At 36.9% G+C, this 13,230-nt stretch carries 11 protein-coding genes; 2 read left to right on the plus strand and 9 right to left on the minus strand.

What is annotated here, in order from left to right; genetic code table 11:
* Positions 1–24: 24 nt before the first annotated feature.
* Positions 25–3,243 carry a SusC/RagA family TonB-linked outer membrane protein gene (locus H9565_RS01590; RefSeq protein ID WP_215436655.1) on the minus strand — a complete coding sequence of 1,073 codons (3,219 nt, stop codon included), beginning with the start codon at positions 3,241–3,243 and terminating at the stop codon, positions 25–27.
* Positions 3,244–3,338: 95 nt separating this feature from the next.
* Positions 3,339–4,049, minus strand: a complete 711-nt coding sequence (locus tag H9565_RS01595; protein WP_215436658.1) for a TIGR04282 family arsenosugar biosynthesis glycosyltransferase — start codon at positions 4,047–4,049, stop codon at positions 3,339–3,341.
* Positions 4,050–4,412: 363 nt separating this feature from the next.
* Here H9565_RS01595 and H9565_RS01600 point away from each other — a divergent pair, with 363 nt between their 5' ends.
* Positions 4,413–5,030, plus strand: a complete 618-nt coding sequence (locus tag H9565_RS01600) for a TetR/AcrR family transcriptional regulator (RefSeq protein WP_215436660.1) — start codon at positions 4,413–4,415, stop codon at positions 5,028–5,030.
* A 4-nt stretch (positions 5,031–5,034) separates the two neighbouring features.
* On the opposite strand, the gene H9565_RS01605 is transcribed toward H9565_RS01600, so the two are convergent.
* Genes H9565_RS01605 through H9565_RS01615 form a run of 3 tightly spaced genes read right to left on the minus strand, consistent with a single transcriptional unit; the run spans position 5,035 to position 7,552 of the window.
* On the minus strand, positions 5,035–6,084 hold the full coding sequence (locus tag H9565_RS01605) for a glycosyltransferase family 9 protein (protein ID WP_317195425.1): 1,050 nt from the start codon (positions 6,082–6,084) through the stop codon (positions 5,035–5,037).
* Entirely contained in the window at positions 6,071–6,673 is a 603-nt protein-coding gene (locus H9565_RS01610) for a DUF4254 domain-containing protein (protein ID WP_215436662.1), read from the minus strand. Before H9565_RS01610 ends, H9565_RS01605 begins: the two co-directional genes overlap by 14 nt.
* Before the next feature lie 33 nt (positions 6,674–6,706).
* Positions 6,707–7,552, minus strand: coding sequence for a DUF6427 family protein (locus H9565_RS01615; protein ID WP_246560198.1), 846 nt, complete (start codon positions 7,550–7,552; stop codon positions 6,707–6,709).
* 297 nt (positions 7,553–7,849) lie between these two features.
* On the opposite strand from H9565_RS01615, the gene H9565_RS01620 reads away from it, so the two are divergent.
* Positions 7,850–8,071, plus strand: coding sequence for a DUF6341 family protein (locus tag H9565_RS01620; RefSeq protein ID WP_215436665.1), 222 nt, complete (start codon positions 7,850–7,852; stop codon positions 8,069–8,071).
* Between the two features lie 49 nt (positions 8,072–8,120).
* On the opposite strand, the gene purD is transcribed toward H9565_RS01620, so the two are convergent.
* The 4 genes from purD to H9565_RS01640 form a co-directional block, all read right to left on the minus strand.
* On the minus strand, positions 8,121–9,392 hold the full coding sequence (gene purD, locus H9565_RS01625) for a phosphoribosylamine--glycine ligase (RefSeq protein WP_215436668.1): 1,272 nt from the start codon (positions 9,390–9,392) through the stop codon (positions 8,121–8,123).
* Between the two features lie 145 nt (positions 9,393–9,537).
* Positions 9,538–10,728 (minus strand): glycosyltransferase family 4 protein, encoded by a 1,191-nt coding sequence (locus tag H9565_RS01630; protein WP_215436671.1) that lies wholly within the window; start codon positions 10,726–10,728, stop codon positions 9,538–9,540.
* 84 nt (positions 10,729–10,812) lie between these two features.
* A complete protein-coding gene (locus H9565_RS20220) occupies positions 10,813–11,868 on the minus strand; it encodes a glycosyltransferase family 4 protein (protein WP_317195426.1) in 1,056 nt (351 codons plus the stop codon).
* A gap of 24 nt (positions 11,869–11,892) precedes the next feature.
* Positions 11,893–13,200, minus strand: a complete 1,308-nt coding sequence (locus H9565_RS01640) for an O-antigen ligase family protein (protein ID WP_215436677.1) — start codon at positions 13,198–13,200, stop codon at positions 11,893–11,895.
* Between the last annotated feature and the right edge of the window lie 30 nt (positions 13,201–13,230).

The following is a 13,230-nucleotide window of genomic DNA, read 5'->3' on the forward strand; positions in this document are numbered from 1 at the left end:
TTTTCCGTTCATGGTGCTTTCCTCTTAAAAATCCGTTTTAACACTAAACCCAAAACTGCGGGTAGACGGATATGAAAAGTCTTCTACGCCATAAACGATACGCTGTTCTTGCAAGGCGTTCAACTCTGGATCAAAATGAGGGTTTTCTGTAAACAATAGTAAATTACTGCCCACCAAGCCTAATTTTATATTCTGAAAACCGATGGATTTTGACACTTTTTCAGGAAGGTTGTAATATAGTCCCAACTGGCGCAATTTTACATAAGATGCGCTGTACAATGCACTATCTTCATTACCTCGGTCAAAGAAATTATTGTAAAACTGACTGGCAGGAACCGAGGTGGTATTAGGAACATACTGCGGGCTATCGGCCGTACCAACATTAACCACACCATCTCCAACAACTCCGTTCTCACGACCCACTAAAGTTTCTTTTAAAACACCCGATGTACTTCCAAGTGCTTTGATCCTAGAAACAATGGTACCTCCTTTTCGCCAATCAAAAAGAATAGTCATGTCAATATTTTTGTACGAAAACTTGTTGTTGAAACCTACGGTAAAATCCGGATTGTAGTTGCCCAAAAGTCTAAGGTTTCCATCTTGTATGGGCAGGCCGTTTGCTCCATAGACGGTTTGACCATCTACTTCTAGAAAACCAGTGCCGTACATATCTCCTACACGACCATTTTCCCTTGCGATGTAGAAAACCGTATTAGATCCGCCTCCACCGGAAAAGATATTGGCCGTACCCGTTACAAATTGATCTACCCCATCTGGCAACTTGGTAACTTCACTGCGATAGGTTGAATAATTTACCGAAGATTCCCAACCAAAATCTTCCGAGCGAACCAAGGTTGCGCTCACTAAGGCCTCAAAACCTCTAGTTCTGACCTCTCCGCCGTTTACGTTAAAATTAGAAAACCCGCTGGTCTGCGATATAGGCCTTGAAATAATCTGGTCAATACTAGTATTTTGGTACCCAGCCACATCTAGCTGAAGCCGGCCATCTAAAAACCAGGCTTCCAGACCGGCCTCAAGTGCATTTAAACGTTCCGGTCTTAGATTGGCATTTTTTAATACCGTTTCATTGGTTACCCTAAAACTGGAACCATAATTTTGATTGAACACAAAGTTCTGTACGTTCTGGTACGGGTCTGTATCATTACCCACACTGGCCGCACTAAACCTGAGGTTTAGATACGAAATGGCTTCGGGCAACGTAAACATATTACTTACAACGTAACTAAGTCCTACCGAGTAATACCCAAAAGAATTGCTATTACTTGGTAATGTACTACTCCAGTCATTTCTAAAAGTAGCATCAAAATACAACGAGTTTTTATAGGAAAGGTTTCCGCTGGCGTATACGCTATTAATTCGCTTTGTAAATTTCTGACTGTCTCCTTTTAACGGTGTTCTTGAATTTGCCAGGGTATAAATACCGGGAATCGCCAATTGAGAAGCTTCCGAAAATTTATATTGAATGTCCTGGTCAAAACGGTTGGCTCCTGCGGATACGTTGTATTTCCAATCATCATTGATCTTGTCCGAATAGGAAAGCAAAACATCCGTATTCAATTCCCTAAAACGAACGTCATCCTCACGATACGTACCCAACGGGTTTTGATTGGTGCTTACCGCACGGCGGAATTCCCTTTTATCATCATAGGTATCAATACCGGCGCGAACGCTTAGACTTAACTTATCCGTAATATCATAAGTGGCTGAAGCATTCCCTAAAATTCGGTTTTTATTGAAACTATTGGTGTTTTCATAAACCGTTAAATAGGGGTTGGTCAACCATAGGTAATTAAAATCATAATGCTGAATGCCTTCTTGACCTGCCTGCCAATAATTTTTTAATGATTCCACATTGGTGTTTCTCCCGGTCCAGTTAAACCCATAAAGTGGATTTTCATAACCGTAACCTAAATTGGGGCGGTTACCACTGCGCGTGTTGATGTAATTTAAAAATGCTTTTACCTTAAACTTTTCATGAACGTTTTGGTCTACACTCACCGCAAGTCCGTTTCGTTTTAAGTCCGTATTAGGAACAATTCCATCATTCTTTAGATTGCTATAGGATAATCGTGCGCTTCCCTTTTCGCCTCCCGAGCTTATGGAAATGTTGTTTTGATAAGTAACACCCGTTTCAAAGAAATTACGAACGTTGTCCGGTCTTGACACCCAAGGTGTAGGGGTAATATCCGTAAACGAACCATCTGGGCTGGTTCGTGAAATGACATCTCCTGCACGAACAGGGTTTCCGTTTATATCTACCGAAGGACTATCAAACTGAGCAATTAATTGACCTTGGTCCAAACGAGGGCCATAGCTGCTAATGCCGCCATCGTTTACACCGGCACCAGTTCCGTTTTGAAAGGCGTATTCACCATTTGAACCTCCGCCGTACTCATTCTGATAATCTGGCAAGGTCAATAAGCTCTCTACAGTTAAGGTACTATTGATACTAATGCCCAGCCCCTTTTTCTTTCGTCCTCTTTTAGTGGTAATGACTACCACACCGTTTGCTGCGCGCGCTCCGTATAATGCTGCGGAACCTGCTCCTTTAAGAATAGAGATAGAGGCAATATCATCCGGACTTATGTCTGCACCACCATTACCAAAATCTACTTCTTGAAGCGCACCGTCATTTACAAGGTTACTCGTAATCTGTTCATTGCTTATAGGCACACCGTCTACCACAAACAAGGGCTGGTTGCTACCGCCCAAAGAATTTTCTCCCCTAATAACGATACGAGAAGAAGAGCCTACACCAGATGAACCGTTCGTAATCTGAACACCCGCCACGCGGCCGGCAAGACTATTTACCATATTGGTAAGGGGTACTTCCGTAAGTTGTTCTGCCTTTACCGTAGTTACTGCAGAAACCAAGGATTGCTTTTCCCGTTCAATTCCTAACGCGGTAACTACAATTTCATCTAGTTGCTCGGAAGAAAGCTCTAAAGTAATAATCTTTGGAAAGCTTCCATCAGTTACATTAATTTCTTGGGTGATATATCCGATGGAGGCAATACTTACTGTAAAAGTATTTGCTTCCGTACGTAAAGTAAAAAATCCGGATTCATCGGATACCACATAATTATTGCTCCCGAGCTCGTTTATAGTTGCGTAGGGTACGGGTACATTATCCGTATCTATCAATCTTGCAGTATACGAATTGGTCTGGCCGTACGCCAATACTGCACATAGCTGCATAAGCGCTATTATAGCTGTTTTCATTAAAATTCAATAAAAGGTTGTTATTTTTTTAAAAGAAGTCAAAATCACTATATGATATATAGGGACTATCCTTCTTAACCTGTAAAAGGTTTAAACTATGCCGCTAAAAGAAATGCGGGAGGGCCTCTTAATTGAAAGGAAAACGAATGCTTATCCGATAAGCACAGTGATTTTGAATGTTGTATAAGGTTCTGTACTGCCAATAAATGACTCAAGATGAAGCTAATTAGAGCTTCATCATCTGTACTATATAAAAATTGAAGTAATTGATGTGCGGTGTCAATATCCGTAAGCTCATCAAAATAGTATGCCTTTGCTCTTTTCCAGAAAACCCCGTTCACCAATGTATTGAACAAGGTGGATTCTAACCAGGGAAGTGCCTTAAACTGACCCAAGTTAAAGAACTCACGGCGCATACCCAACAGATACACCCCACCATCAGTTGAAGGTCCTATTACCAAGTCCTTGTCCTGAATTTTGTCTATAGCCTGCTCTAAAACTTCTGCAGTTAAATCTGGCGTATCATTACCAATAGAAAGCACTTTGGTATACCCTTGATCAAAAAGTTCTTGAAAAGCATTGGCGTAACGCTCGCCAAAGGTTGTTCCTTTTTGTTGGCTTTCGTCTACTATAATAACATCTGCCCCAGTGGAGAATGCAATTTTACGTGTACGATTGATAAGGATATTAAAAAAACCACGGGAGGCTTTCTTGTTGGCATTTCCAAAAACGGACTTCCGTTCTGCCTCCAGCTGCGCCGAAAGCGAGAATATTAATATAGCCGTATCCTTATTTATCTGCCCCATTTACCAACTTTCGTCGTAATTGTTTTTGAACCTTACTCGGGTTTTAAGTGCAAGATACTAAACAAGATGTGACCTTTTTAATATTTGTGTATATTTTCTTACGTATCAAAAACAGGCTTACGTTGGTATATTATATGCGTAAAAACTTCCTTTTTATAAGTTCTTGGTGGTTTTTCACTCGGTAATCGACATTATTTACCGACCATGTGGTTTGTGAGTCACTCGTTGAATAACCTCATATTAAACAATTTAGGTCTTTTAACGAGAAAAATGGTCAGACAACCCTTCATTTCTAACATAGCATTCATTGCTGCGGTTCTTTGTATGAGACCCAACGGTCTGTTTAACCCCAAATCTATAATTATGACCAAGAGTTTAAAACGCATGGCTACCATGCAAAGAATGCAAGTAACAGGACTTGAACTTTTTTACAGAAACGGATACTATAATACAAGTGTTGATGATATATTAAAAGAACTATCCTTGTCCAAAGGAGCCTTCTATTATCATTTTGAATCCAAAGAAGATTTCTTTATTCAGATTATTGAAAACTTACTGGTTCGTAAAATGTACAGTCAGCTTATTGAACCTATAGAAGGTCATGACAATACTTTAGACCTTATTACACAATGTTTTGAAGAGGCTTTAGAAACGGCCGTACATAACGAGTTTGACTTTGGTTTTGTGCTTAGTAATTTCATTAATGAGTTTAATGGTAAGAATGAAACCGTAATGAAGCACCTAAATGACATTTTGCGTATTTGGGAGGTGAATTTGGTATCTGCCATACAACGCGGAAAGTTTAACGGACACATTGATAGACACATTGATAGTGAAGGTGTTGCCGTTTATCTTATGAGCTCATATATAGGGGTTAGAACCCTAATGGTAGAAACTACCCCAAGTGCCCGTAAATATCGCTTTATGTCCCAATTACGTCAGTACTTTAAATCTTTGGAACCCAAAAGGACAACCGTATAGAAATTTATACATCGTTCAATACGCTCTTAACCTTGGTTACAACTTGTTCCGGCAGAATGGTACGCATGGTCATTTCATATCCTTCGGGCATTTTATTACCGTAAACGGATGTTGGAATTAACGGAAATTTTTCCCGATCGGCACATAATGCATTATCTACATCTTGGCCAAAAGGGTAGAACCCGGCGTAAGGATGGGTAACTCCCCAAAGTGTAACTACTGGAATGCCGTACATAGCCGCCAAATGTGCATTACCACTATCCATAGACAGCATAGTGTCTAAATTAGAAATAAGGGCAAGTTCCTCATGAAAAGAAAGTTTGCCTACCATGCTTAGACAGTTCGTAAACTTGTTCTCAAAACTTTGAAATTTCTTTTCCTGGATAGGTCCACCTCCAAAAAGGAAAATTTTATATCCATTATCTTTGTTAAGCTTGGCAATAACTTCCTCCATTAATTCTAATGGGTAAGTTTTACCTTCAAATGCGGCAAAAGGAGCAATCCCAATCCATTTTTTTGAATCGATTCCTACAATTTTTTGTGTTTCATCCGAAAGACTTTCTTTGGACAATACAGAATTCTTAGGTAAATCTATTGAGAAACCCAATTGCGCAAACACATCTACATAACGTTGGTGGGTGGTTTTTAAAGGTTTAAAGACCTTTGAAACAGCGGAGGTAAGCGCTTTTTTTTCTGCCCTACCTTTATCGATCTGTGCAACCGGAATACGTCCAAATTTAAAATATCGCTTTAATACTTTGCTCCGCAAAACATTGTGAAGATCAGCAACGGCATCAATCTTTAATTTGGCAAGTTCCTTATAGAGCTTCCAGAGTCCAAATACACCTTTATGCCTTCCCTTTACATCGGCCTCATAAACACTTACGTTGGGGACATTAGAGAACATTGGGGCAAAAAATTTCCGCGTGAGTACGGTAATTTTTAGGTGCGGATTTTGCTTGGTAAGCGCAAGAAGGACAGGTACGGTCATGGCTACATCCCCCATTGCGGAGAGCCTGATGATCAATAGGTGTTCGGGTTTATTTTTGGCCACGGAGAACAGGGTTCATCTCATCATCATTGTACATTTTCATCTGCTTGTACACTTTCATGTACTTATCACCAGATTCAATATCCACCAGCAATTGGTCTATTGCCGTAGAAAGATCTTTACGTTGCTCCAATAACACATTTAGCTTTTGCGTACATTTTTCAATATGTTCCAAAGACGCATCCGTACGGCCCACTTCTTCTTGCATATGATAAATCTTAAGCGCTAAAATGGATAGCCTGTCTATAGCCCAGGCCGGACTTTCCGTATTAATGGTTGCGTTTTCCTTTACTGCAACATCTTTGTATTTATCCAAGAAATAGCTGTCTATAAACTCTACCAAGTCCGTTCTGTCTTGATTACTCGCATCAATCTTTCGCTTTAATACCAAAGCATCCTCCGGTGCAATATCCGGGTCGCGAATAATATCCTCATAATGCCATTGTACAGTGTCTATCCAGTTTTTACGATAGAGCAGACGTGCAATATCATCTTTAGGGTAGGGGTTCTCAAAAGACTGATATACATTATCCTTAATATGATATTTCTGAATACTTTCCTCGAAAATGGTAAATGCGAACTTGCTGAACATTTTTTATAGCTTTAAGGGCAAAGTTATTCATAATTATTTTATGGCAATGCCGGTCATCAACACCAAAAACGGAATTAGTACCGCAGCCATTAAGATTATCTCACGAATATTAGCTTTACGTAAGGATTCTATGTACTTGGTCATAAAGACAACTGCAGGAAAAAACGTAATCATAACTGGATAGACGTTGTCCGATAATAGAAGTATGTTCAACACAAGGCCAATTACAAAAGAAAGCGCAATTAGGCGCATGGTAATCACTTTTCCAAATCCGGATTTACCCAACTTTACAAAAGCTAAAATACCCGATACAAACGTGGTCAAAGCAAATAAAACCAGCTTAGTGCTATGCCCCCAATATGAAAAGTAAGTGCTATCCAAAGACACAGAAAACTTATAATGGTTGCTAAAAAAATCTTGATTACCGTACAGTATCAGGACGCATTCCGTTATCATAAGTACCGTAAAAATAGCGGCAAGAGGTACAAACCAGTTTCTGGCATTTTTAGGTTCGTAAAAATATATAGCGGCCAAAACTAAAATTAGGAACAACAAGGCCCAATCATAAAAAAGGCTTGAAACCAATACCCAAATCGTTGCATCAAAAATCTTGAACTTAATATTTTTCAAGGACCGAATACTTATGAGCCTCCTTGTGGCCAACAGCAGGAAAAAGCTACAAAAAATAGCATTAGAATCCAGCAGGGTTTCCGGAAACACCACCATTAGAAGCCCATAAAAAAGAATGGTAAATGAGTTTGCCCCGGTTACTTTATTTCGTTTTACGATAAAGTTGACAATGAATACACTAAAAAATAAGACCGATAGAACAAACAACTGCCAAAAAATACGGACAAGAGAGTAGATTCTATCGAACATATAGAAATGGGCAAACCAATAGAAAACGAATAGAAACGAAAGAACTATTATGTAGTTAATTGGCTTTGTCTTGCCAAAAATGATTGATATCATTTGAAAAATTATCTAAAATTTCACCGGACGATACTACAATTTCTTTATTGAAAAGCACAAACCTTTCATTGCAACAGGAACTATAATCTTGGGCCGGCAACCCTTATTTGGTAGCACCTTCTAACGAACAAACTAAATCATCAACATTTAAATTTAGAAAGTTTCTTAGCTTTTTATACTTTTGCAAGTGTAAATATAGCTAAGATGAAATCATTTTTTGAAGGAATAGCAGATTTGTTCGTAAACCACCTATTTTGGCCGTTGGACCAGTTGCGTTTTATGCATAGTTGGTGGGGTGCCAATATCATTAACTGGATTCTTGCCCTAATTTGCTGTGTAGCTTTCGTATATTGGATGTTACAGCTAAAACAATACAACGATAACGACGAAGAGGACAAGTCTATCTCTTCTCACTCTTACCTATAAACAGTAGGTTTACTACTAATACATTTGTAAAGACATTGGATTCTTTCTTTTAAAGATCGAACCCAATGTCTTTTCTATAGTTCATATTCTGGAACTTAATATTTTCTATATTCTTATAGGAAGTAGCCAACGCTTGCTTAAAGTTATCTCCGTAGGAAGTAATTGCCATTACTCTACCGCCACTGGTAACTACTTTACCGTCTTTTAATTGCGTACCTGCGTGAAAGACCAACGAATCTTCAAGAGCATTGAATCCTGTAATTTCCTTTCCTTTTTCATATGCTTCGGGATATCCTCCAGACACTAACATAACCGTGGATGCGGTTCTTGGGTCCAACTCAAGTTCAATATCATCTAAAGTTCCGTTGGCAACGGCCTCAAAGACCTCAACCAAGTCATTCTGAATACGAGGAATAACCACTTCCGTTTCGGGATCACCCATACGCACATTGTACTCTATAACCTTAGGCTCATCACCTACTTTTATCAGACCTATGAATATAAAACCTTTATACGGCAAATTATCCTTTTTAAGGCCTTCTACCGTAGGTTTTACAACACGCTGGTGTATCTTATCCATAAAAGCTTCATCCGCAAAAGGAACGGGAGAAATAGCGCCCATCCCGCCTGTGTTAAGTCCGGTATCGCCTTCACCAATACGTTTGTAATCTTTTGCAGTGGGCAAGACCTTATAACCACTACCATCCGTCAATACAAAAACGCTCAACTCTATACCTGCTAAAAACTCCTCGATAACGACCGTGGTGCTTGCGTTACCAAATTTAGCGTCTACCAACATGGTTTTAAGCTCCTCTTTTGCTTCGGTCAAATCTTCTAAAATAACCACCCCTTTACCAGCTGCAAGTCCATCTGCCTTTAATACATAAGGAGGTTGTAACGTTTCTAGAAAGTCAAACCCTTTTTGAAGTGTCTCTGAAGTGAAGCTTTCGTAAGCAGCGGTAGGTATGTTATGCCGCATCATGAACTTTTTAGCAAATTCCTTACTGCCTTCTAACTCAGCACCTGCTTTTTGAGGTCCTATTACGGGTATGTGCTTCAATTCGGAATCACTAAGAAAAAAATCGTGAACCCCATTTACCAAAGGGTCTTCCGGCCCTACTATAACAATATTCACGTCATTAGCCAGAACCGCCTTTTTGATTCCTTCAAAATCGTTTACACCAACTGGTATATTTGTTGCAATTTCGGAAGTACCGGCATTTCCAGGTGCTACATAAAGTTTATCTAGTTTTGGGCTCTGTTTTAGTTTCCAAGCTAAAGTGTGCTCGCGACCGCCAGCACCTAAAATAAGAATATTCATGTTCTAAGGTTTGCGCAAAAATACGTTTTGAAGTGGAATTTAAGGTATGGAAAACATATTATTGCCAGAAAAAACAAAAGAACTTTTTAACTTATCTATTCCTCAAGCATATCACTAATATATATACTAGTCCACTGAATAAACTCTACCCTTCTATTTGTCCATCTTTATTTCCTGTTTTCAGTCGGTCCTTTTTCTTTTTAGAAAGATTGGATTCTTCTACCTTGGATTTTATTCGGTCTACTTTTCTTTTTAAAAGTATTTTTTGCTTTAAAGTAGCAAAACTATAATTGTATTTGAAAAAGATGTACCCCAAGACTATGACTACAGAAACCAGCATGATTACCATTCCTAAATTCTTTGCCGTACTCCCCAATACTATAAATAACATTACAAAAAGCAAGTTAAAGCAGCCGATAATAAAACTGGCCTGTTTATGTGTAAGCCCCCAATAATCAATTAAAACGTGATGTGTATGATTACGATCTGGAGAAAAAGGCCCCTTTTTATTGGCTATTCTTATTGCAAAAACTCTAGCCGTATCAAAAAGAGGAACAATAAGAATACTAATAGCTATTAAAGGCGCATTTTCAAGGAGAAATGGTAATTCTGTATAAACTGTTGGTCGTAGGGCCAAGAATTTTAACGTTAGTATACTAATAATCAACCCCACAATAAGTGACCCCGTATCTCCCATGAAAATCTTTTTATCCGAAGACAAATTAAAACCTAAAAATGCCATAAGACTCGCATTCATAGTAATGCTTATTAAAGCAAAGAAATACTCACCTGTCATGTAAAATATTGTCGTATAAATTACCATAATTACGATACCCACAACAGATGCCAAGCCGTCAATACCATCAATAAGGTTATAAGAATTAATAATCGTAATCATCATAAACCCGGCAATGATTAAATAGAGGTAATATGGTATTTCATTTATATTCAAAAAGCCGTTTAGAGAATGGATAGTGAAACTAGGGTTTATTAAAATAAAAAAGATAGCAAAAACCTGCGCTAAGAGTTTAGCACCTGGAGAGATAACAACTAAATCATCTTTTAACCCAATTATGAAGAGTACGGTAAGAGCAGGTATCATATACATTGCCTCATCAAACAAGTCCCTATCTCTTATAAAGAAAAGAGCAAATATTAGAGTACAATAAAAAGCTATTCCTCCTAAAGTTGGAGTTTTCATTTTATGAGAACTCCTTTGATTGGGATCATCCATTAACCTTTTGAATTCGACAACTATGATAATTTTGGGGATTGTCAAATAGGTTAATAAAAAAGAACCTATAAATAATAGTATGGCTGTTTCTAGAAAATACAAAGTATGATATATTTAACTAGCGCTAAAGGTAATTAAAAATATACGTACTAATACCCAACATATAACTCTTAAAGATTCAAAAAACTAATTGTTTATATTGCTTAAAACATTCAACAATTCTACACTAACAAAATCCTTTTCATATTTCATTGATGTTTCAATACAATTTTGTTTCATTGCAGTTCTTTCAGAAGGCAACAACGAATTAAATTCTATCAATCTACTTGCTAAATGTTTGCTATTACCCCTTTCAAAAAGAAAACCATTATAACCATCAACCATATATTCAAGAGGCCCCTCAACAGCAGTTGCCAAAACCGGCACGGAACACATCATTGCTTCTAGACCAACCAGACCAAGACTTTCCCTGTAAGTAGGAAACACAAAAACATCAAAAGAATTATACATTTTCACCAATTCTGATTGATTCATTCCTTTAATGAGTCTAACATTTAACTTAGCTCGATTAATCTCATCTCTAATTTTTTGCATATCTGGTCCATCACCAATCATTATTGCTTCGTAATCCAAAAAAACGCCATCATTTTCAATGATATTAAGTGCCTCAAGAAAAACAGACCACCCCTTTAATGCAACAAAGTTAGAAACGAAACCAATAGTAAACTTCTCTGTTTCTTTTTTTAACGGGTAAAAAACCTTTGAGTCAATACCTCCTGAAGGATAAATGAAGATTTTTTTTTCTTCAACACCAAACATTACTTTAATCTTATTTTGATACGATTTAGATGGGACAACTATTTGTTGACATTTCTGAACAATCGGTCCCAATACTGAAATTAGATGTTTTTTTAGAAATGAGTCAGGTACGGCATCACTGCCATGAAAATTAATTATTAATGGAATCTTCCTCCAAAGAAAAGGATAGAGAAACAGCGATACATACGTAGGAAAATGGACGTACACAATATCCTTTTTATTTACGACAAAGTACAATTTGATTATCTTAAGGAAAAGGATACTATATCCAAATATTTTACTCGTAAAAGACTTTTTTTTTGTTAGTACAATCCGTTTAACATTATACCGTTTTTGAACAGCTTCCTCGAATCTTTTTACAAAAATACCATATCGTAAACCTTCCTGAGAAGGGTACATATTAGAGATTAGATAAAGACTCATAGATATTTAGTTCTAACAAAAAAATTAAACCTTTTCCTTCTTTAAAATTTGATAAGAAAAAATCGTAAAAAAAACCGCGCTGAAAGTAATTCCAAAGTTACGGTCAAAATAATTCTCAACAAGACAAATAGATGCCACTAGAGTTACGAGAAATAGATAATGTTTATCCTTTACGGACCAAGCAAGATAAAAATTACTACAAAAAAAGAATATAAGAAACACTAAACCTACTACTCCATAACGGACTGTAAATCCCAAATATTGATTATGGCTATTGTAATTTTGCTTAGCCGCAATTCCCAGGCCATCCTCTATAAACTGCTGCTTTAATTTAATCTTTTCTCCAGTTGTACCATACCCCAACAATGGTTTTTTCTTAATTAGTTTAACTGCCGAAATATATCTTGCCATTCGAGGATTGGAAGAAGAATGAGAATTAAACTTCACTTTCGTATCTGAAGAAAGTTCAAAGTCATAAATATTCTTAATTCGTGAACCAATATAACTTTTAGAAATAACCTGAACTATTATCGTAAAACCAATTAAAAATATAATGGAAATATAAAAAAGTTTTAAGTATCTCCTTTCTACAATTATGTTTTTAATCATTTTCACAAAATAGTAAAACACAACTAAAAAAAGCATTGCAAAAATTATACGTGAGTTTAAGAAAAGAAAACCTAAGCCAAACGTAGCTATTATAAAATACTTAAAATATTTTCTTTGTACAACGTCCCCAACTAAAACGATTGCCATCAAATAGTACACACCTAGATAAGTAGGGTGTTGATTTAAGGGCTCTGTAAACTTAAGATAGGTATGATAATAGTCAAATAAATCAGTGCCGATATGAAAGAGTTTCTGATTATAGAAATAATGATAGAGGTTTAATGTAATCAATATTAATATGGAAATCAAAGACCCTGCAATTAAACCTTTCGACAGAGATTTTTTTAAATACTCAATATTTTCTTGAGTTGTAAAAAGTAATATTACTGGAGCTAAAAAAAAGGATAAGCTTCTCTCAACATATGATAATCCAAGAGTAGGATTTTCAGAATAAACTAAACCTACTAGATGTAAGAAAAAAAAGGTGAAAGGTGTGAAAAAAAGAATCTTACATTTACTAATTTTAAAATAAGATTTTTCATTCCGTTTTAGATCAAATACATTAACTAGAACAATAACAAAAGAAATAATTAGAAAAAGATTGCTTACACCAGTATGCAGTGGGAGGAAAAAAGCAAATAAAAAGAACCCCGTGCCGCTAAGGTTTTTAATTGAAGAAAAATTATCCGTCACCAATTCTTTATAATATATTTTACCGCCCATCCTTAAGAGACAAAAGTACCTCCTTCAAAA

The organism is Zobellia russellii, from assembly GCF_018728565.1.
GTDB classification, from domain to species: domain Bacteria; phylum Bacteroidota; class Bacteroidia; order Flavobacteriales; family Flavobacteriaceae; genus Zobellia; species Zobellia russellii.

What these genes read in the sequence shown, in the direction of transcription:
- H9565_RS20220 (WP_317195426.1), bottom strand. Translation starts at nt 11,868, where the DNA reads ATGAGTCTTTATCTAATCTCTAATATGTACCCTTCTCAGGAAGGTTTA.
- H9565_RS01615 (WP_246560198.1), bottom strand. Translation starts at nt 7,552, where the DNA reads ATGTTCGATAGAATCTACTCTCTTGTCCGTATTTTTTGGCAGTTGTTT.
- H9565_RS01610 (WP_215436662.1), bottom strand. Translation starts at nt 6,673, where the DNA reads ATGTTCAGCAAGTTCGCATTTACCATTTTCGAGGAAAGTATTCAGAAA.
- H9565_RS01620 (WP_215436665.1), top strand. Translation starts at nt 7,850, where the DNA reads ATGAAATCATTTTTTGAAGGAATAGCAGATTTGTTCGTAAACCACCTA.
- H9565_RS01595 (WP_215436658.1), bottom strand. Translation starts at nt 4,049, where the DNA reads ATGGGGCAGATAAATAAGGATACGGCTATATTAATATTCTCGCTTTCG.
- purD (WP_215436668.1), bottom strand. Translation starts at nt 9,392, where the DNA reads ATGAATATTCTTATTTTAGGTGCTGGCGGTCGCGAGCACACTTTAGCT.
- H9565_RS01600 (WP_215436660.1), top strand. Translation starts at nt 4,413, where the DNA reads ATGACCAAGAGTTTAAAACGCATGGCTACCATGCAAAGAATGCAAGTA.
- H9565_RS01640 (WP_215436677.1), bottom strand. Translation starts at nt 13,200, where the DNA reads ATGGGCGGTAAAATATATTATAAAGAATTGGTGACGGATAATTTTTCT.
- H9565_RS01590 (WP_215436655.1), bottom strand. Translation starts at nt 3,243, where the DNA reads ATGAAAACAGCTATAATAGCGCTTATGCAGCTATGTGCAGTATTGGCG.